This window comes from Pseudomonas lactucae (assembly GCF_036688725.1).
Lineage (GTDB): Bacteria > Pseudomonadota > Gammaproteobacteria > Pseudomonadales > Pseudomonadaceae > Aquipseudomonas > Aquipseudomonas lactucae.
The window spans coordinates 288,735-307,822 of sequence record NZ_JAQQPT010000002.1 but is presented as its reverse complement, the minus strand read 5'-3'; the positions used below and the strand labels follow the sequence as shown (position 1 = coordinate 307,822).

The window sequence follows — 19,088 nt, the reverse complement described above, 5'->3', positions numbered from 1 at the left end:
ATCGCCTTCAAGGAAGCCCAATGTCCCTACGCCGCCTGATTCTGTGCCTCACCCCCTGGCTGGTGCTGGCCGGTTGCTCCACTTCACGCGGCCCGCAGCAGCCGGAGCGCAGCGAGGCCGAGGTGAAGGCGCAGATCGTGCGCTTGCTGCCGGCCAAGGTAGCGGACCGTAACGGCTGGGCCCAGGACATCTACACCGCCTTCGATACCCAGAAGATCTACCCCAGTACCGAGAACATCTGCGCCGTGCTGGCGGTAACCGAGCAGGAGTCGACGTTTCAGGTCGACCCACCCGTGCCGAACATGGGCAAGATCGCCCAGGACGAAATCCTGCGCCGGGCCGGCAAGGTGCATGTGCCTGCGTTCGTGGTGAACAGCGCGCTGCAATTGAAATCGCCCACCGGCAAGTCTTACGCCGAGCGGTTGAGCACGGCGCGCACCGAGAAAGACCTCAGCGGCATCTTCGATGACTTCATCAGCATGGTGCCCTTGGGCAACACCCTGTTTGGCGGCTTCAATCCGGTGCATACCGCCGGCCCGATGCAGGTCAGCATCGACTTTGCGCAGCAACAGGCGCGGGATTATCCCTACACGGTGGACGGCACGATTCGTCGGGAGGTTTTCACCCGGCGTGGCGGCATGTACTTCGGCATCGCCCACTTGCTGGGTTATCCGGTGAACTACGACCAGCCGCTGTACCGCTTCGCCGACTTCAATGCCGGCTGGTACGCGAGTCGCAATGCCGCGTTCCAGGCGGCGGTCAGCCGGGCTTCGGGCACTGAGCTGGCGCTGGATGGGGACTTGATCCGTTATGGCTCGTTGCTGCCCGGCACCACCGAACTGGCGGTACGTTCTCTGGGCGCCAGGCTGGACATGCGTAACCCCAGCATCCGCAGCCAACTGAAGCAGGGCGAGCGGTTGGATTTTGAAGACACCACCCTCTACAAACGCGTGTTTGCCCTGGCCGACAAGGCCAACGGCACGCCGATGCCACGGGCGATCCTGCCGGGCATTGTGCTCAAGAGCCCGAAGATCACCCGCAATCTCACCACCGCCTGGTTCGCCAAGCGCGTGGATGAGCGCTATCAGCGCTGTATGAAGCGCTGATCAGGGGCGGCGGCGCACAAACTTGCGCCACAGCCACACCCACAACCAGACCACCGGGAACGCCAGGATCACAAAGGGCAGCACGTAACTGGCACGTTCCAGGGCGTCAGCGGTGCCTTCCAGCATATTCGTGCCAAGGTTACTGAACATCCGGCTCAAGCGTGACGGTTGGTTCGCCCCGTCCGAGGAGCGGAAATTCAGGGTGACACGGTTAGTGTCGAGGCGACGTTGCTGGCCGGCCGCGACCTGGGCCAGCGCTTGCAGGTCGTTTTCGATGGCGGCCTGTTCCTTGCTCAAGGCGATCAGGTCGCTGACGGTGATGTCCTTGCGCTTGGCCAGTTCGTCGAGGCGTTGCTGCTGGGCTTGCAGGCGCTCCTGACGGCGGCGCACGTCGGCGACAACGTCGGCCAGGTCTTCGGCGGTAGTGATGCGCTGGCCGAGCGTGCCGCCTTCAGCGGCCAGGGCAACCATCGGTTCCACACCGGTGGGCGCGATGCGCAGGATGATCTCGCCGCCGCTGCTGTCTTCGCTGATGCCGAGGATATTGCAGGCGCCGAACCGCGCCGTTTCGCAGGCCTCGCGCGTGGCCTGCATGCGCGGTGCGAGCAGGGCGCCAGGCAGGGCCAGGGTCAGTTCATGTTCGTAGGCCAGTTGCGCGCCGGCCCGGCCTTGCTCGCCGTTGACGGCGGCGGCGCGGGAGTGGTCCTTGGGCGAACAGCCGGCCAGCATCAGGCCGGTCAGTAAGAACAACAGAGGTATGCGAAACGGGCGAGGGGTGCCGTCCAGGTGGCGCATTGCGGTTCCTTGAGGTGTGCGAGAGCAATTGGCGGCGATTAAAGCGGGTCTGGCGGATTAACGCAAAGTATCGCGCAAGATTTGCACGGCTGATGGTGGTGGCCGGGATTCGGGAGCGGGCGTACACCTCAAGCCTGACGCCAAGGAACAGCTCATTATGATTACTCACACTGTGCCCGAAGGTTTTGTCTCGTTGCCCCGCAGCAGTCCGTTGCTGGATCTGCTGGGCCCGGTGTACTGCCGGGGTGACGGCCTGCACCTGGAGATCGGCCTGCGCGCCGACAATCGCCATGCCAACGGGCGCGGCACCGTGCATGGCGGGGTGCTGGCGACGTTGGCGGATATCGGCATGGGCTACGCCATGGCGTTTTCCAGCGAGCCGCCGTTGCCGTTGATTACCGCGAGCATGACCGTGGATTACCTGGGGGCGGTACAGGTCGGGGAGTGGATCGTGGTGCGCTTGGAGCATCACAAGCGGGGGCGGCAGATGGCGTTTGCCACGGTGAGCCTGCAGGTGGGGGAGAAGGTGGTGGCGCGGGCGAGTGCGGTGTTTGCGGTGCCTCAATCTGACAGGTAACGAGGATCTGGTGCGGGAGGGGGTTTTTTCAGGTCTACCGGATAAAGAAAAGGCCCGGTTTTCGTGGAACCGGGCCTTTCCAGTGTTGCTCTTGTCGAAGGGGGCCGCTGCGCAGCCCAATGGGAGCAAGCTCCCTCGCCACAACGGGCCTTTACTGTGTTGCTCTTTTATCAGCCGCGCTCAAGGGCCAGGGCTACGCCTTGGCCGCCACCGATGCACAGCGTTGCCAGGCCTTTCTTGGCGTCGCGCTTGATCATCTCGTGCAACAGAGTCACCAGCACGCGGCAACCTGAGGCGCCGATCGGGTGGCCGATGGCGATGGCGCCGCCGTTGACGTTGACCTTGTCGGCATCCCACTCCAACTCTTTGCCCACCGCCAGGGATTGCGCGGCGAAGGCTTCGTTGGCTTCGATCAGGTCCAGCTCGCTGAGCTTCCAGCCGGCCTTGTCCAGGCATCGACGGGTAGCCGAAACCGGGCCGATGCCCATGATGGCGGGGTCGACACCCGCGTTGGCGTAGCTGGCGATGCGCGCCAAAACCGGCAGCCCCAGGGCTTTGGCCTTGTCGGCGCTCATCAGCAGCACGGCTGCGGCGCCGTCATTGAGGCTGGAGGCGTTGCCGGCGGTGACGCTGCCGTCTTTCTTGAACGCCGGCTTGAGTTTGGCCAGGGATTCGGCGGTGGTGCCGGCACGCGGTTGCTCGTCCACGGCGAAGGTTACCGGGTCGCCTTTGCGCTGGGGGATCAGGATCGGCGTGATTTCGTCGGCAAAACGCCCGGCTTCAATCGCCGCGCTGGCTTTTTGCTGGGACGCGGCGGCAAAGGCATCCTGGGCTTCGCGGCTGATGCCGTACTTGTCCACCAGGTTCTCGGCGGTGATGCCCATGTGATAGTCGTTGAACGCATCCCACAGGCCATCGGTGATCATGCTGTCGATCATCTTGGCGTGACCCATGCGCAAACCGGTGCGCGCAGCGGGCAATACGTACGGGGCCAGGCTCATGTTTTCCATGCCGCCGGCGATGATCACGTCAGCGTCGCCGCAACGGATTGCCTGGGCACCGAGGTGCAGGGCCTTGAGGCCCGAGCCGCAGACCTTGTTCAGGGTCAGGCTCGGTACGGCGTGGGGCAGGCCGGCGAGGATCGAGGCCTGGCGCGCCGGGTTCTGCCCTGAACCTGCGGTGAGTACCTGTCCGAGGATCACTTCATCGACCTGGGCCGGGTCCAGGCCCGTCTGCTCCAGCAGGCGACGGATCACGGCGGCGCCCAGTTCCGGTGCCGGAATATTCGCCAGCGAACCCTGGAAGCTGCCCACGGCGGTGCGGGTGGCAGCAACAATCACGACGTCTTGCATGGAGTCTGTCCTCACTGGAAGTGCATTTCCGGAACGTGGTCCGGGACGATCAGTTTACCGGCGGTCTTGCTCACAATCTCTTCAATGCTGACGCCAGGTGCGCGTTCCTTGAGGACAAAAGCGCCATTCTCGATCTCCAGGTACGCAAGGTCCGTCAGTACACGCTTGATGCAGTTGGCACCGGTCAGCGGCAGGCTGCATTGGCTGAGCAACTTGGACTCACCGTCCTTGGAGGCGTGGGTCATGATCACGATGATGTTTTCCGCGCCGGCCACCAGGTCCATGGCGCCGCCCATGCCCTTCACCAGCTTGCCGGGGATCATCCACGAGGCGATGTTGCCGTGCACGTCCACTTCAAACGCGCCGAGCACGGTGAGGTCGACGTGGCCGCCGCGAATCATCGCGAAGGACTCGGCGGAGGAAAAGATCGATGCGCCGATACGCGCCGTCACGGTTTGTTTGCCGGCGTTGATCATGTCGGCATCAATGGTTTCTTCGGTCGGAAACGGACCCATGCCGAGCAGGCCATTTTCCGATTGCAGCATCACTTCCATGCCTTCGGGGATGTAGTTGGCCACCAGGGTCGGAATGCCGATGCCGAGGTTGACGTAGAAGCCGTCCTGCATTTCGCGGGCGACGCGTTGAGCCATTTGTTCGCGGGTAAGAGCCATGTTATGCGTCCTTATTGTTCGGGCTGGGGGCAGATTATTTGCGCACGGTGCGCTGTTCGATGCGCTTCTCGAACGTGCCGCAGATGATCCGGTCGACGTAGATGCCAGGGGTGTGGATCTGCGCCGGGTCCAGCTCGCCCGGTTCGACGATTTCCTCGACTTCGACCACGGTGATCTTGCCGGCGGTGGCGGCCAGTGGGTTGAAGTTTTGGGCGGTGTGGCGGTAGATGACGTTACCGAAGTGGTCGGCTTTCCAGCCTTTGACGATGGCAAAGTCACCGGTGATGGACTCTTCCATCAGATACGGGCGGCCGTTGAATTCGCGGGTTTCCTTACCTTCGGCGACGGGGGTGCCGACACCGGTGGCGGTGAAGAAGGCCGGGATGCCGGCACCGCCTGCGCGCATTTTTTCCGCCAGGGTACCTTGGGGGGTGAGGACTACTTCGATTTCGCCGCTGAGCAATTGCTTCTCGAACAGGGCGTTTTCACCCACGTAGGAGGCAATCACTTTGCTGATCTGCTTTTGCTCCAGCAGCACGCCCAGGCCGAAACCGTCGACGCCGCAGTTGTTGGAAACCACTGTCAGGTCGCGGGTGCCTTTGCGCTTGATCTCATTGATGAGGTTTTCCGGAATGCCGCATAGGCCAAAACCGCCGGCAAGCACAGTCATGCCGTCCTCCAGGCCTGCCAGCGCTTCCTCGTAGGACGCCACGCGTTTATCGAAACCTGCCATGTGCATGCACCTCTATTTATTGTATGTGGGCCAGCCAATGAACCGAGTGTTGCGCCGACAGATTGATTTGTTAAGTTGTTTTTTTAGGTTGATTGATTTAGAAAACAGCATAGTTCATCCCTTTCCGGAGCAGCGCCATGACGGTCAAACAAATGCGTGCCTTTCTGGCCGTGGCCCAGAGCCTGAGTTTTGCCGCCGCGTGCGAGCGCCTGCACCTGTCCCAGTCGGCGCTGAGCCTGACCATCAAGGGGCTGGAAGAAGGCCTGGGCGGGCGCCTGTTCAGCCGTAACACCCGCAACGTGGCCCTGACCCCGGAAGGTGAATCCCTGTTGCCGTTGGCCCGCCGCTTGATTGCCGATTGGGACAATGCCGAAGATGAACTGCGCCAACGTTTCACCCTGCAGCGTGGGCGGGTCACGGTGGCGGCGATGCCCTCGTTTGCGGGCAATTTGCTGCCGCCGATCCTGAAGATATTCCGCGCACGTTACCCCCAGGTGAATGTGACGGTGCATGACTTGATCAATGAGCAGGTGCTGGAGATGGTCCGCGACCGCCAGGTGGAGTTGGGCGTGGCGTTCGAGCCTGCGCAGGGCTCCTCATTGGCCTTCACACCGCTGTATCTGGACCGCTTCATCGCGGTGGTGCCCAGTGATTCGCCATTGGCGCAGTGTGACGAGATCACCTGGAAAACCTTGCTGGAACAACCGTTCATCACCTTGCAGCGGCCGTCCACCGTGCGGGTCATGCTGGAAGAGCACTTGGGTGCCTTGCAGATGAAGCTGCCCGTGGCCTTGGAAAGCCACCAACTGGCGACGGTGGGCAAGATGGTTGCCAGCGGCCTTGGCGTCAGTGCCGTACCGGCGTTGTGTGCGCAGCAAATGGAGGAGGCAGGGGCCCATTGCATCACCTTGAACAGCCCGGTGATCGAACGACCGATTGGTGTATTGACCAAACCAGGGCACGAACTGTCGGCGGCGGCGCAGGTGTTGTTTGATATTTTTCGGGATGAAGCGAGGAAAGGCCGGTTTCCAACTTTTTGAGGCTTAAAACAACGAGGGGAGCTATCAGCTCCCCTCGTTGTTGTCAGTCGAGTTGTTACTTAGTAATAGCGGTCGATCACCTTAACTTGCGAGTTATCCTTGAAAGATTCCCAGGCATTGTTAAGTGTGTCGAATACTTGCTCGATAAAGTTTCGATCGGCTGCGGCCTTCTTGCCGACATAACCCTGGCCACGGCGGTACATCTTCAGGCGCGCCGCCAGCTCACGGTGATTGCGGTCAAACTCGGCTTCTTCGGTATGGGGCGCCAGGCAGTCAATTTGCACTTCGCCCGATTTTCCTACCCACAGAATATGATCGTCGAGTGTGTCTTTCTGCGCTGCGAACATCTCAGCCAATTCATCGATAGTAGGTTGATTGTTCAGATTCATGTGTAAGCCCCTTGACCAGTTGGCGATCTATCAGTTGATTCCGTTAAAACTGCTTAGTTGTCTCCGGCGTTAAACGCCGGGCGTCAGTGACGGTCTGCCGAATACGGGCAGGGTCTTGAACCTGATGCATGTAGTTTTGCTGATGAACTGCTACGCAATGCATTCATAACGAAGACAAGCAGCCTTTGAGCTCCTTGTACCCATCCCTTTCGGAGCAGGTCAGCTTCATCAATCTGCCTTGTGGGCAGTGCACATCCGGAAAAAACAGCTCGGCGGTCAGACGAGCGCTTTCAAAACACCTGTTACCAACGCTCCCGATGCGGGAGACGTCTAGATCATGCAAGGACAAAAAGGTTACGTCAACGGTTATGTAGTGATTATTTTTGTTCACTACATAAATTTCAGGCGGGGCGGGGGCATGCATGGAAATGTGACTTGAGCGTCATTTTCTGGCGTGGTGGGTCGCTTGAGTGAGGGGCTGGATTCAGCACAAACCCATGTCGAGGCGGACTATCCGAGTCGCTTGGCAAGCAGCGGCAACAGCGCCTCGCACGACGCCTCGATCTTCACCTGTAACAGCTCATCCCCACGGGTCTTGCCCAGGTTGATGGCAATGACCGGTTTGCCTTGTTCGACCATTGCCTTGCACAGCCGAAACGCCGAATAGGCCATCAGCGACGAGCCCACCACCAGCAGCCCTTCGGCATGTTCCACCGCCGCCATGGCCTTGGCCGCCGTCGGCTGTGCAACGTTCTCGCCGAAAAACACCACATCCGGTTTCAGACGTTGACCCTCGCAATGGGGGCAACGCGGCACCTGGAAGCGCTCTTCGAACGCGGGGTCGAGCAAGGTATCGCCATCGGGCGCTTGCACGGCATCGACGCCGGCCAGGTAGGGGTTATCCATCTCCATCATCCGCTGGATCACATCGCGCTCGCTGCGCTGCCCGCAATCCAGGCACAGCACACGGTGCAGGCTGCCGTGCAACTCAATCACATCATGGCTGCCGGCCTGATCATGCAGGGTGTCGACGTTCTGGGTAATCAGGCCGGTGATGCTTTGGCGCTGTTGCAGGGTTGCCAGTGCCCGGTGGGCGTCGTTCGGCTGGGCGATACGTACTCGCGGCCACCCCAGCATCGCTCGCGCCCAGTAACGGCGCCGTGCTTGCGGGGTGGCCAGGAATTCCTGGTACATCATCGGCGCCTTGCCACGGCGCACGCCTTCGCTGTCACGGTAATCGGGGATTCCCGATGGCGTGCTGATCCCCGCACCGGTCAACACCAGAAAGCGCCGTTCGGCCATGGTCCTGTGCAGGGTGTCGAGATCGTCTTCCTGATAGGCCAGGGTATCGAGCATGGGTTCTCCTATTCGCCGCGAATGTATTGCTCCAACTGCTTGATCAACGCGGCCTGTTCGGCGATGGCTTCCTTGACCAGGTCACCAATGGACAGCAGCCCCAGCAGTTTGCCGTCTTCGACCACGGGCAGGTGGCGCAGGTGACTGTCGGTCATGATGTTCATGCATTCTTCGACGCTTTTATGGGTATCGACGGTGATCACCGGCGAACTCATCACTTCATGCACCTTGGTGGTGACTGACGACAGGCCCTTGAGCATGATTTTGCGCGCGTAATCACGTTCGCTGATGATGCCCACCACCACGTCACCCTTGACCACCGGCAAGGCCCCGACGTTTTTTTCCGACATCCGCACCAGCGCCTCAAACACGGTGTGGTCCCATTTGATGGTGTGGACGTCCTGGTTTTTATGGTCCTTGGCTTTGAGCAATTGTGCGACGGTCTTCATGGCGGCCACTCCGGTGTTGTTGTAGGTAGTCCAGATCCCCTACAGAATCCTAGACCGAACCCGCCGTAGCAAGGTCCAATGCGGCGTTAAACCTGTCGAAAAACGTCATTTGCCGGTTTTTTCGCTGTTTATCCCACATTTCCCGGTTTTTTGCCGCGCTTGGGGTTGGCGGCGGCCTTGCGTGGGGCAGCCTTGCGCTTGTTTTTCCACGGCGTGGCTCCTCGGCCCGCAGGGCTGGCCGGGCCGGTGATGGTCATGCGCATGCCATTGCAGCGCGCCACCTGCTTGCTCATCCAGGCCGCCTGCTTGGCGACGAACTCCTCCAGGCTCATCTCACCGCTTTGCACCATGTCCAACGCCTGTTCCCAAATGGCGGTGGTGCCAGGGTCTGCGATGGCGCGGGGCACCGCGTCGATCAGGCTGAACGCCGCCGCGGTGGCCGACAGTGCCTTGCCGTTTTTCACAAGGTAACCGCGGTCGAGCAGGCCCTGGATGATCCCCGCGCGGGTCGCTTCGGTGCCGATGCCGGTGGTGTCCTTGAGCTTCTGTTTGAGCAGTGGGTCTTCCACCAGCTTGGCGACGCTTTTCATCGCCTTGATCAGGTCACCTTCGGTAAAGGGTTTGGGGGGTTGAGTCCATAGGTCCTTGAGGTTGACCTTGGCCACTGCATAATCCTGGCCCTGCACCAGTGTCGGCAGGGGCTGAGGTGCCGGCGCTTCACGGCCCTTGGCCGGCGCGAGGGCTTCGGGCAAGGCGCGCTTCCAGCCCGGTTCAATCACCACTTTGCCCACCGCGCGCAGTGCCTGGCCCGCGCAGTCGAAATCCGCCTGGGTACGGTCGTATTCATGGTTGGGCAGGAACTGCGCCAGGTAGCGCGCGCGTATCAGCGTGTACACCGCACGGTGCTTGCCGGTGAGTTGCCCCACGTCTTTGCCCGCCCCGGTGGGGATGATGCCGTGGTGGGCGCTGACCTTGGCGTCGTTCCAGGCCCGCGAGCGACGCTGGGGATCGATATGCGGCATCAGATCGGCCACCGCCGTATCGGCGCGGCCCAGCGCGGCGAGGATCTTCGGCGCTTCGCTGTGCTGGCTCACGGGCAGGTAGCCGCAGTCACTGCGCGGGTAGGTGATGACCTTGTGGGTTTCGTAGAGGGACTGGGCGATGTCCAGGGTTTCCTGGGCACCGAGGCCGAGTTTTTTGGAGCAGATTTCCTGCAGCGTGCCGAGATCGAAGGGCAGGGGTGCCACTTCACGCATGCGTTCGGTGCGCAGCTTTACCAGGTGGGCGCTGGCGGCGCTGCGCATCGCCTCGGCGGCTTCGTTGGCAAATTGCGGGTTTAGGCAACGGCCCTGGTCGTCGCAGACATCTTCGCCAGCACGCCATTGAGCGGTAAAGGTCATGCGCTCGTGACGCAACTCCACATCGATGGCCCAGTAAGCCACCGGTACGAAATCGGCGATGCTGCGATCGCGGTCCACCACCAGGCGCAAGGTTGGCGTTTGCACGCGGCCCACCGGCAACACACCTTGATAGCCGGATTGACGTCCAAGCAGGGTAAACAGGCGGCTCATGTTCATGCCGATCAGCCAGTCGGCGCGAGAGCGGCCCAGGGCCGAGTGATACAGGCTGAATGTCTCTGCGCCGGGCTTGAGCGCCGCCAGGGCCTTGCGAATGGAGGCATCGTCCAGCGCCGACAGCCACAGGCGCTGAATCGGCCCGCGATAGCGGCAATGCTCCACCAGCTCACGGGCGATCATCTCGCCCTCGCGGTCGGCGTCGGTGGCGATTACCAGTTCCTGGGCTTCCCCCAACAAGCGCTTGACCGCCTTGAACTGGCTGGCGGTCTTGGGCTTGACGAGCATCTTCCATTTTTCCGGGACGATGGGCAGGTCGGCCAGCACCCAGCGTTTGTACTTGGCGTCGTAGGCGTCGGGCGGGGCGGTTTCCAGCAGGTGGCCGATACACCAGGTGACCGTGACCCCATTGCCCAGCCAGCACCCGTCGCCACGGCGACTGGCGCCGAGCACGGCCGCGATGTCCTTGGCCTGGGAGGGTTTTTCACAGAGGTACAGCCGCATGGTCGCCACATCAGATCGGGTTGATGCTGTGCAGGATGCTTAGTCAGCGCCGATTCGGCAACCATTATCTGTATGGATGTACAGCAATTTGTGTGAGTGGCTGAATTCCAATGTGGGACGGGGCTTGCTCCCGATAGCGGTGGTTCAGCCAATGCAACTGTGACTGAGCTATCGCTATCGGGAGCAAGCCCCCTCCCACAGGGGGTTGTCGGTGTCTGGAAGATCAGTTGTTATCGATATCCACATGCCGCGTTTCTTTGAGGCAGAACAACCCCACAATCAGGCTCACGCCGGTAATCACCACCGGGTACCACAGGCCGTAGAAAATATCCCCGGTGTACACCACCAGTGCAAACGACACGGTCGGCAGGAACCCGCCAAACCAGCCGTTACCGATGTGGTAGGGCAGCGACATCGAGGTGTAGCGGATGCGCGTCGGGAACAATTCCACCATCAGCGCTGCGAGTGGGCCGTAGCACATGGCTGCGATCAGGATCAGCGCGACGATCAGTACCACCACCATCACTTTGTTGACCTGCGCCATATCCGCCGAGGACGGGTAGCCGGCCAGGGTCACCGCGCCGCGCAGGGCTTGTTCGTCAAATCCATCGATGCGCACGTCACCGACGCTCACCTGCACCGGGCTGCCGGCGGGTGCGGCGGCGCTGCTGTACGGCAGGCCTTGCTTGACCAGGAAGGTTTTGACCTTGTCGCACGGGCTGTCAAAACGTGCCTTGCCCACCGGGTCGAACTGGAAGGTGCAGGTGGCTGGGTCGGCCAGCACAGTGATCGGCGCCTGGCGGCTGGCCTGGTCCATGGCCGGGTTGGTGTAGTGCGCCAGGCTCTTGAAGATCGGGAAGTACAGCACGGTCGCCAGCAGCAGGCCGAGCATCAGTACCGGCTTGCGCCCGATTTTGTCCGACAGCCAGCCAAAGAAGATAAAGAACGGCGCGCCTATGACCACGCTGATGATCAGCAGCATATTGGCCAACGCCGGGTCCATCTTCAGGAACTGGGTGAGGAAGAACAGCACATAGAACTGCGCGGCGTAGAAGGTCACCGCCTGGCCGCCGTTGATGCTGAACAGGGCGATCAGCACCACCTTGAGGTTTTCCCATTTGCCGAACGACTCACGGATCGGCGCCTTGCTGGCCTTGCCTTCCTCTTTCATCTTCAGGAAGGCTGGCGACTCGTGCAGGCTCATGCGGATCCAAGTGGAAATGCCCAGCAGCACGATGGAGAACAGGAACGGAATACGCCAGCCCCACACTTCGAACTGGTCGCCGGTGAAGTACCGGCAGGCCAGCACCACCAGCAGCGACAGCAGCAGGCCGATGGTCGCGGTGGATTGAATCCAGCTGGTATGAAAGCCGCGCTTGCCGGCCGGCGCGTGTTCCGCCACATAGGTGGCCGCGCCGCCGTATTCACCGCCCAGCGCCAGGCCTTGCAGCATGCGCAGCACGATCAGGATGATCGGCGCCGCAATGCCGATGCTGGCATAGGTCGGCAGCAGTCCGACGCAGAAGGTCGCCACGCCCATCAGGATGATGGTGACGAGGAAGGTGTATTTGCGCCCGATCATGTCGCCCAGGCGGCCGAAAACCAGCGCGCCGAACGGCCGCACCACAAAGCCGGCCGCAAAGGCCATCAAGGCAAAGATGAACGCAGTGGTGTCGTTGACTCCGGCAAAGAACTGCTTGCTGATGACGGCGGCCAACGCGCCGTAGAGGAAAAAGTCATACCACTCGAACACCGTCCCCAGGGACGAGGCGAAGATGACTTTCTTGGAGTCGTTGCTGGTGCTCGCGTCGCGCGTCGAGCCCAGGGGTTGAGCGTGTTCTGACATCGGGTAGCCCTCACAGTGATTATTTATTGTTGTTCCACTGTCGGCGCCGGGTACGGCGCCGCTATTCAGATTGCATGAATCAGTTCTTTCTCCTGGGCGAGGCTCCTTGTAGGCGGCGAAAGGATCATCTGCGCGGCTTTCTCCGCGATCATCAGCGTCGGTGAACAGGTGTTGCCGGAGGTGATGCGCGGCATGATCGAGGCATCGGCAATGCGCAGGCCGGGTACGCCATGCACCCGCAGTTGCGCATCGACCACCGCGTCTTTATCGCTGCCCATGCGGCAGGTGCCTACTGGATGGAAGATCGTCGTGCCGATGCGCGCGGCGGCTTCGTGCAGTTGTGCTTCGGTTTGCAGCGAGTCGCCCGGTAAATATTCGACCGGGTTGAACTGGCTCAGGGCCGGTGCGGCGACGATGCGACGGGTCAGGCGAATCGCGTCGGCGGCCACGCGCAGGTCTTGCGGGTGGCTGAGGTAATTGGGCTGGATCAGCGGCGCATCCGATGGGTTGGCCGAGCGGATATCGATACGGCCACGGCTTTGCGGACGCAGGTCGCACACCGAGGCGGTGAACGCCGGGAACCCGTGCAATGGCTCGCCGAACCGCTCCAGGGACAGTGGTTGCACATGGTATTCAAGGTTGGCCGAGGTCTGTTCCGGGCCGGAGCGCGCAAACGCGCCGAGCTGGCTGGGCGCCATCGACAGCGGGCCGCTGCGGTCATACAGGTAGCGCAAGCCCATGCCCATCTTGCCCCACAAGGTGCCGGCGATCTGGTTCAGGGTGCGGGCGTTTTCCAGCTTGTAGATCAGCCGCAGTTGCAGGTGGTCCTGCAGGTTGCCGCCGACGCCGGGCAGTTCATGCAGCACCTCGATGCCCAGCGGTTTGAGCACGCTGGAAGGGCCGATCCCCGAGCGTTGCAGAATACCTGGAGAACCCACGGCACCGGCGCAGAGTATGATTTCCTTGTTTGCCTTCCAGCGCATTGGCTGGTCGTCCTGACGCCCGATCACGGCTGAGGCACGGCCGTTTTCCAGCAGCACGCGGTCCACTTCCACACCGGTCAGCACCGTGAGATTGGGCCGCTGGCGGATCGGCTTGAGAAACGCCTTGGCCGCGTTCCAGCGTACCCCGGCTTTTTGATTGACCTGGAAGTAGCCACAGCCTTCGTTATCGCCCTGATTGAAGTCGCTGATCGTGGCGATGCCGCTTTGCGCCGCCGCGTCGCGAAAGGCGTCCAGGATCGGCCAGTGCAGGCGCTGTTGTTCGACGCGCCATTCACCGCCATCGCTGTGAAACTCCGAGCTGCCGGCAAAGTGGTTTTCGCTTTGCTTGAACAGCGGCAACACGTCTTTCCAGGCCCAGCCGGGGTTGCCTTCAGCCGCCCAGCCATCGTAATCCTGGGCCTGGCCGCGCATGTAGATCATGCCGTTGATGGACGAACAGCCCCCCAGCACTTTGCCTCGCGGATAACTCAGCGCACGGCCTTGCAGGCCTTCCTGGGCTTCGGTCTTGAAGCACCAGTCGGTGCGCGGGTTGCCGATGCAGAACAGGTAACCGACGGGGATATGGATCCAGGGGTAATTGTCGCGGCCGCCGGCTTCGAGCAGCAGCACGCGGTGTGCAGGGTTGGCGGACAGTCGATTGGCCAGCAGGCAGCCTGCGGGGCCGGCGCCTACTACCACGTAATCGTATTGCGCAGCTGCAATGGACATCTGAGGTCTCGCTTGTTTTTCTTATTGGGCCCATCCTAGTTGTTAGTTTTCGTCTTAAAAATGTTAGTTTTTACCCAGCTGCTGTGCGTTTTTAAACAGTGCTGCCCAGGCTGATGGAATGGAGGCGACATGTTCGACTGGAATGACCTGCGGTTTTTTCTTGAGTTGCAGCGCAGCGGCCGCCTGCTCACTGCCGCGCAGCGCCTGAAAACCACCCACGCCACCGTGGCGCGGCATATCGAAGCGATCGAGAAAAGCCTCGGCACCGCGTTGTTTGTGCAGCATGCCCAGGGCTACGAACTGACACCCTCCGGCGAGGCGCTGCTCAAACACGCCGAAGCCATGGAAAACGTCGCGCTGCTGGCCGAAGACGAACTCACGCACTGCGCCGCGCCCCTGGGCAAGATACGCCTCGGCGTGGCCGAAGGCCTGGGCGTGATGTTCCTCGCCGGGCGCATGGGCGGACTGTTCGAACGCTACCCCGGGCTGGAGGTGGAGCTGGTCGCCGTGCCGCGCTTTGTCAGCATCCTCAACCGTGAAGCGGAAATCAGCATCCACCTCGAACGTCCCAGCGTCGATCAACTGGTGACGCGCAAACTCACGGATTATCGTCTCTCCCTTTACGCCAGCCGCGCCTACCTGGATCGCAATCCGCCGATTGAAAAACGCGAGGATCTGGCGGCCCATTCCTGGATCGATTATGTCGACGATCTGCTGTTCAGCCAGGAGCTGAAGTTCCTCAGCAGTTTTTGTCGCAACCCCAAAGTGGTGTTCCACAGCACCAGCGTCATCGCCCAGCACCAGGCGGCGCGCTCGGGTTTGGGGATTGCGGTGTTGCCGTGTTTCATGGCCGCCAGCGACCCGGACCTGGTGGCATTGCTGCCGCAGGAGGGTATCCAGCGCAGCTACTGGATCAGCTCGCGCCGGGAGCTGCACAAATCGGTGCGGCTGCGGGTGCTGTGGGATTACGTGGTGGAGTTGTGCGCGCGCGAGCAGGGGCTGCTGTTGGGCGAATCCAACTGAAGAAACCGAATCAAAACTGTGGGAGCGGGCTTGCTCCCACATTGATCTGTGTCGTCGCGGCAATTGTCGTCAATCGCGCAATTCAAATTCAGTACTGCCCAACCGCTCCCCATTCACCATCACATGCACCACATGCCGACCGGGATAGTGCTTGCGTGTGGTCAGTTCGCGGATATGTTGCTCACGGCTGATGGGCTGTTGCTCACCCGTGCCCAGGGTAAACGCCTTGAGCTTGAACACTTTGGCCGCACTGTGCCCGGCGCTTTTTACATAATCGATGGCGTAATCCACCACCAGTTTCTGTGGAATGGCGGCGGTGGATTCCAGGCTGAACGAGAGATTGATCCGCTCACCGAGCTTGATCACCGCTGGCGTCACTGTCAGGTGGTGGAGCTTCACCTCGGCCCTGGCCCCTGCGCCCATGATCGTCAACGCGCGGGGGTTGCCCTGCTTGATCAGGCTACGCAGCGCATGGCGGGCGATCCAGGCGGTGTTTGGGTTATCCAGGTTCCAGCCTTCGATCAGGCTGAGCACCCACTCGGGGTGGTCCTTGGTGATGTCGTTGAGGTGGTTGGCCACTGACTTGCGCACATAGAGGCTCGGGTCGGCCTTGAGGTTGTCGAGGATCGAGGCGCACAGCGTGGGGTTGGCCTGCACCTCGGCCAGGCGAAACGACCATGGCAGGCGCGGCCGCGAGCCTTCGCTGGCCAGGCGGCGCACGTGTTCGTTGGCATCCAGCGACCATTGCTGCATCACCGCCAAGGTGCGCGGCAAGTCTTGCAGCAAGAAGGCACGGATGGCGAACTCGGCGGAACCGAAGGTAGTGAAGTATTTGAGCGCGGCCATGGAGCGTTTGAAATCCGCCAGGCCGTAACTCGCCACGTAGTGCGGCAGGAACAGGCTGACAAATGAACTGTTCAGCCGCGGCGCCAGGGCGTGCAGCCGTTTGAGGGTTTGCGGATAATCCAGCGGGATCACCGCGTGCAGGCTTTCGCTGACCCGCGCCATGCGTTGCATTACCGATAACTCGGCCAGCCCGGCGGTGGCGTGTTTGAGGAAACCCTTGTCATCGAACGCCGGGTACACCGCTTTCATCTCGCTGGCGATGTGTTGCAGGCGTTCGACGTTGAAGATTTCCTTGAGGGCTGGGGCGCTTTGCTCGGTCATGGGGTGTGCCTTCGTTAGAGAAACCAGCGGTATTCCCGCGCATTGATCTCTTGCTGAAAGGCCAGGTGATCCTGGCGCTTGTTCTCGCAGTACACATCGACAAATTCGGCGCCCAGCTTATCGCGCACGACCGCGTGATGTTGCATGGCACGCACGGCGTCGAGCATTTCCACGGGGAAGTCGGTGCCGCTTGAGCGGTCCTCGTTCAGGGGCGCGATGGGTTCCTGTCGGATTTCAAGGCCATGCTCCAGGCCGGCGAGTATGGCCGCCAGCACCAGGTACGGGTTGGCGTCGGCGCTGGCCAGGCGGTGTTCGATGCGCAGGTTGCGCGGGTCGGACTCGGGGATGCGCACGCACGCGTCACGGTCCTCAAACCCCCAGCAGGCGCGGGTCGCGGCATTTACGGTGCCGCCCAGGCGGCGGAAGGCGTTGTGGTTGGGCGAGAAAATCGGCATGCAGTGCGGCAGCAGTTCCAGGCACCCGGCCACGGCGTGGCGCAGCGGTTGTTGCTGGTGCGCCGCCAGCAGGTTGTTGCCCGCGCCGTCATAGAGACTCACGTGCACGTGCATGCCACTGCCCGGAAATTGCAGGTACGGCTTGGCCATGAAGCTGGCGCGATAACCCTGCTTGAGCGCCACGCCACGGGTGCTGCGGCAGAACAGGGCGGCCCAGTCGGCGGCGCGCAGGCCGTCATCGAGGTGGCCGAAGTTGATCTCGAACTGGCCGGGGCCGAGTTCGGCGGTGATCACCGTGATGTCGATGCCCTGGTCCTTGGCCGTTTGCGCCATATCGTCCAGCACCTCGCTGAAACGCGACAGCCGCTCGATATGCAGGTTGGGCTGGTCATCGGCATCATCGCTCAGCGGGTCGCGGGCGAATTGCGCCAGGCCGTTGTCGAGTTTTTTGTCGAACAGGTAGAACTCCAGTTCAAACGCCACCACCGGATGAATGCCTTTGCGGTGCAGGCGTTCGATCACCTTGGCCAGCACTTCCCGAGGTTCGAATTCGATGGGCGCTTCGGTGCCGTCGGAGGTGATCAGCATCTGGCCCAGGGGTTGCGATTCCCAACTCACCGGCTTGAGCGTTCCCGGCACCAGGCGGCGGTTGGCGTCCGGGTCGCCATCGTTGAAGCAGTAATCGCCGATCTTGAACAACCCGCCTTGCGCGCCCAGCAGGATGGCATTCTGCGGCAGCTTCAGCGGGCTGCCGGCAGCGACCTTTTCCAGTATCTCGATGGGGTAGCGCTTGCCGTAGAAATGCCCGGGAATGTCCAGGGCGATCAGGTCGACGTAACGCACCTCGGGATGGTGCTGACGAAAGGTCCGTACTTCGGCCAGCAGCGCGGGGGAGTGACTTTTCACGGGGTTGCTCCTAGTTGTAAACCCACAGCACGCGGGCGGGCAGGTCGGTCAGGTTGGCGTAGCGGCAATGGGCGAAACTGGCCAGGTGGAAACTGTCGCCAGGGCCGAGGGTGACCGAATCGGGCTCGCCGTCTACCCACAAGGTCAGCTCGCCTTCCAGCACGAAACCGGCTTGCTCGGCGCGGTCGCTCATGGTTTGTTCGCCGCTGTTGGCGCCGGGGGCCAGCAGGCTGTCGAGCATGGAAAACGCACCGTTCATGCTGGGGGACACCAGGATGTCGGTGATGCCGTTGGCGTAATACACCGTGCGCCGCTCGTTGGGGCGGGTGATCCAGTCCACGGCCTTGGGTTTGGGTTGGCTGTAGAAATACGTGGTGGGCACGTCCAGCGCGTGGCTGATGGCGGTGAGATCCGCCACGGTGGGTCGCGACAGCCCGCGTTCGACCTGGGACACAAAGCCCACCGAGCGCTCGATCTTTTGCGCGAGTTGGGCCAGGGTGAGCTTCTTGTGCTTACGCAGGTCGTGGATCAGGGCGGCGAGGGTGGCGAGTTCTTCTTGTTGCGTCATGAAATTTATATCTTGAAATTTCATGAAAAATTACAGGATTAATTTCATGAAGGCAATGAGGGCAGCATTGATACGTGAATGCCCCGTGGGAGCTTGCTCCCGCTGGGCAGCGAAGCGGCCCCAACCCGATCACCGCATTCGTTCAGGTTGATTACGGTGTGGCTTTTTGGGGCTGCTGCGCAGCCCAGCGGGAGCAAGCTCCCTCGCCACAAGGGGACGGACGACACATTGAGAAATTGAGTTTGATAGGTTCATCCTGGGCGCCTGCTAGCTTGAATTGATCACTTATCAATTCAAGGGAGCCAAGGATTGCTTCAAAAGCCCAACTCTCATTTGCTACGTCGTGGTCGTTACTCGGAATCTGGTCGTGCTTATCTGGTAACCGCCGTGGTCTACCAACGTCGGCCTGTATTCACCCATTTTCAGCTGGGACGGTTATTGGTCGCAGAACTCAAGCAAGCTCACGATCTGGGTCTGGTGACTTCACTGGCTTGGGTCATCATGCCGGACCATTTCCATTGGCTGTTTGAATTGCAAAACGCGACGTTGCCTCAGGTGATGAGGCAAGTGAAATCGCGCAGTACGTTGACCATCAATCGAGCCCGCCGTACACAGGGCGCCTTTTGGCAGAGCGGTTATCACGACCATGCGGCACGTGCCGAAGAAGACTTGATCCGGATCGCACGCTACATTATCGCCAACCCGTTGCGTGCTGGCTTGGTCGAGCATATCGGCGATTACCCGCTTTGGGATGCCGCCTGGCTTTAAGGTCATTCCCTTTGTGGCGAGGGAGCTTGCTCCCGCTGGGCAGCGAAGCGGCCCCAACCCGATCACCGCGTTCGTTCAGGTGGATTACGGTGGGGCT

Annotated in this window: 18 protein-coding genes; 5 read left to right on the top strand and 13 right to left on the bottom strand. The window is 61.4% G+C overall.

Going from position 1 to position 19,088, the window contains the following annotated elements; genetic code table 11:
• Positions 1 to 20: 20 nt before the first annotated feature.
• The gene (locus V6M90_RS03195; protein WP_332846064.1) at positions 21 to 1,106 is read left to right on the top strand and encodes a DUF1615 domain-containing protein; all 1,086 of its coding nucleotides are present in this window, start codon (positions 21 to 23) and stop codon (positions 1,104 to 1,106) included.
• On the opposite strand, the gene V6M90_RS03190 is transcribed toward V6M90_RS03195, so the two are convergent.
• The gene (locus V6M90_RS03190; RefSeq protein ID WP_141064852.1) at positions 1,107 to 1,901 is read right to left on the bottom strand and encodes a DUF4349 domain-containing protein; all 795 of its coding nucleotides are present in this window, start codon (positions 1,899 to 1,901) and stop codon (positions 1,107 to 1,109) included. It abuts the gene before it with no gap.
• 157 nt (positions 1,902 to 2,058) lie between these two features.
• Here V6M90_RS03190 and V6M90_RS03185 point away from each other — a divergent pair, with 157 nt between their 5' ends.
• The gene (locus V6M90_RS03185; protein WP_003173068.1) at positions 2,059 to 2,478 is read left to right on the top strand and encodes a PaaI family thioesterase; all 420 of its coding nucleotides are present in this window, start codon (positions 2,059 to 2,061) and stop codon (positions 2,476 to 2,478) included.
• A gap of 170 nt (positions 2,479 to 2,648) precedes the next feature.
• Here the strand turns inward: V6M90_RS03185 and V6M90_RS03180 are convergent, their stop codons facing one another.
• The 3 genes from V6M90_RS03180 to V6M90_RS03170 are packed head-to-tail and all read right to left on the bottom strand — an operon-like array spanning position 2,649 to position 5,234.
• Entirely contained in the window at positions 2,649 to 3,830 is a 1,182-nt protein-coding gene (locus tag V6M90_RS03180) for an acetyl-CoA C-acetyltransferase (RefSeq protein WP_003173069.1), read from the bottom strand.
• Positions 3,831 to 3,841: 11 nt separating this feature from the next.
• Entirely contained in the window at positions 3,842 to 4,501 is a 660-nt protein-coding gene (locus tag V6M90_RS03175; protein WP_003173071.1) for a CoA transferase subunit B, read from the bottom strand.
• 34 nt (positions 4,502 to 4,535) lie between these two features.
• Positions 4,536 to 5,234: a CoA transferase subunit A gene (locus tag V6M90_RS03170; protein WP_003173073.1), complete on the bottom strand. Its 699-nt coding sequence runs from the start codon at positions 5,232 to 5,234 to the stop codon at positions 4,536 to 4,538.
• Positions 5,235 to 5,371: 137 nt separating this feature from the next.
• Between V6M90_RS03170 and V6M90_RS03165 the strand changes: the two genes are divergently transcribed.
• Positions 5,372 to 6,274, top strand: a complete 903-nt coding sequence (locus V6M90_RS03165; protein ID WP_003173074.1) for a LysR family transcriptional regulator — start codon at positions 5,372 to 5,374, stop codon at positions 6,272 to 6,274.
• Between the two features lie 59 nt (positions 6,275 to 6,333).
• Here the strand turns inward: V6M90_RS03165 and V6M90_RS03160 are convergent, their stop codons facing one another.
• The 6 genes from V6M90_RS03160 to V6M90_RS03135 form a co-directional block, all read right to left on the bottom strand.
• Positions 6,334 to 6,663 (bottom strand): hypothetical protein, encoded by a 330-nt coding sequence (locus tag V6M90_RS03160; RefSeq protein WP_003173075.1) that lies wholly within the window; start codon positions 6,661 to 6,663, stop codon positions 6,334 to 6,336.
• A 510-nt stretch (positions 6,664 to 7,173) separates the two neighbouring features.
• On the bottom strand, positions 7,174 to 8,019 hold the full coding sequence (locus V6M90_RS03155; RefSeq protein ID WP_003173076.1) for an NAD-dependent protein deacetylase: 846 nt from the start codon (positions 8,017 to 8,019) through the stop codon (positions 7,174 to 7,176).
• Between the two features lie 8 nt (positions 8,020 to 8,027).
• On the bottom strand, positions 8,028 to 8,468 hold the full coding sequence (locus tag V6M90_RS03150; RefSeq protein WP_003173077.1) for a CBS domain-containing protein: 441 nt from the start codon (positions 8,466 to 8,468) through the stop codon (positions 8,028 to 8,030).
• A 128-nt stretch (positions 8,469 to 8,596) separates the two neighbouring features.
• Complete coding sequence (locus tag V6M90_RS03145) at positions 8,597 to 10,546, bottom strand: DNA topoisomerase III (protein ID WP_332846063.1); 1,950 nt, start codon at positions 10,544 to 10,546, stop codon at positions 8,597 to 8,599.
• A gap of 223 nt (positions 10,547 to 10,769) precedes the next feature.
• The gene (locus tag V6M90_RS03140; RefSeq protein WP_003173079.1) at positions 10,770 to 12,392 is read right to left on the bottom strand and encodes an MFS transporter; all 1,623 of its coding nucleotides are present in this window, start codon (positions 12,390 to 12,392) and stop codon (positions 10,770 to 10,772) included.
• 65 nt (positions 12,393 to 12,457) lie between these two features.
• On the bottom strand, positions 12,458 to 14,104 hold the full coding sequence (locus V6M90_RS03135) for a GMC family oxidoreductase (RefSeq protein WP_003173080.1): 1,647 nt from the start codon (positions 14,102 to 14,104) through the stop codon (positions 12,458 to 12,460).
• Between the two features lie 129 nt (positions 14,105 to 14,233).
• On the opposite strand from V6M90_RS03135, the gene V6M90_RS03130 reads away from it, so the two are divergent.
• Positions 14,234 to 15,127, top strand: a complete 894-nt coding sequence (locus V6M90_RS03130; RefSeq protein WP_003173081.1) for a LysR family transcriptional regulator — start codon at positions 14,234 to 14,236, stop codon at positions 15,125 to 15,127.
• A 69-nt stretch (positions 15,128 to 15,196) separates the two neighbouring features.
• Here the strand turns inward: V6M90_RS03130 and V6M90_RS03125 are convergent, their stop codons facing one another.
• Genes V6M90_RS03125 through V6M90_RS03115 form a run of 3 tightly spaced genes read right to left on the bottom strand, consistent with a single transcriptional unit; the run spans position 15,197 to position 18,223 of the window.
• Entirely contained in the window at positions 15,197 to 16,294 is a 1,098-nt protein-coding gene (locus tag V6M90_RS03125) for a DNA alkylation repair protein (RefSeq protein WP_141064848.1), read from the bottom strand.
• Positions 16,295 to 16,308: 14 nt separating this feature from the next.
• On the bottom strand, positions 16,309 to 17,655 hold the full coding sequence (locus V6M90_RS03120) for a glutamine synthetase family protein (protein ID WP_332846062.1): 1,347 nt from the start codon (positions 17,653 to 17,655) through the stop codon (positions 16,309 to 16,311).
• Between the two features lie 10 nt (positions 17,656 to 17,665).
• On the bottom strand, positions 17,666 to 18,223 hold the full coding sequence (locus tag V6M90_RS03115) for a helix-turn-helix domain-containing protein (protein ID WP_042945660.1): 558 nt from the start codon (positions 18,221 to 18,223) through the stop codon (positions 17,666 to 17,668).
• Between the two features lie 309 nt (positions 18,224 to 18,532).
• Here V6M90_RS03115 and V6M90_RS03110 point away from each other — a divergent pair, with 309 nt between their 5' ends.
• Positions 18,533 to 18,991, top strand: coding sequence for an REP-associated tyrosine transposase (locus tag V6M90_RS03110; protein WP_141064845.1), 459 nt, complete (start codon positions 18,533 to 18,535; stop codon positions 18,989 to 18,991).
• The last annotated feature ends 97 nt before the right edge of the window (positions 18,992 to 19,088 follow it).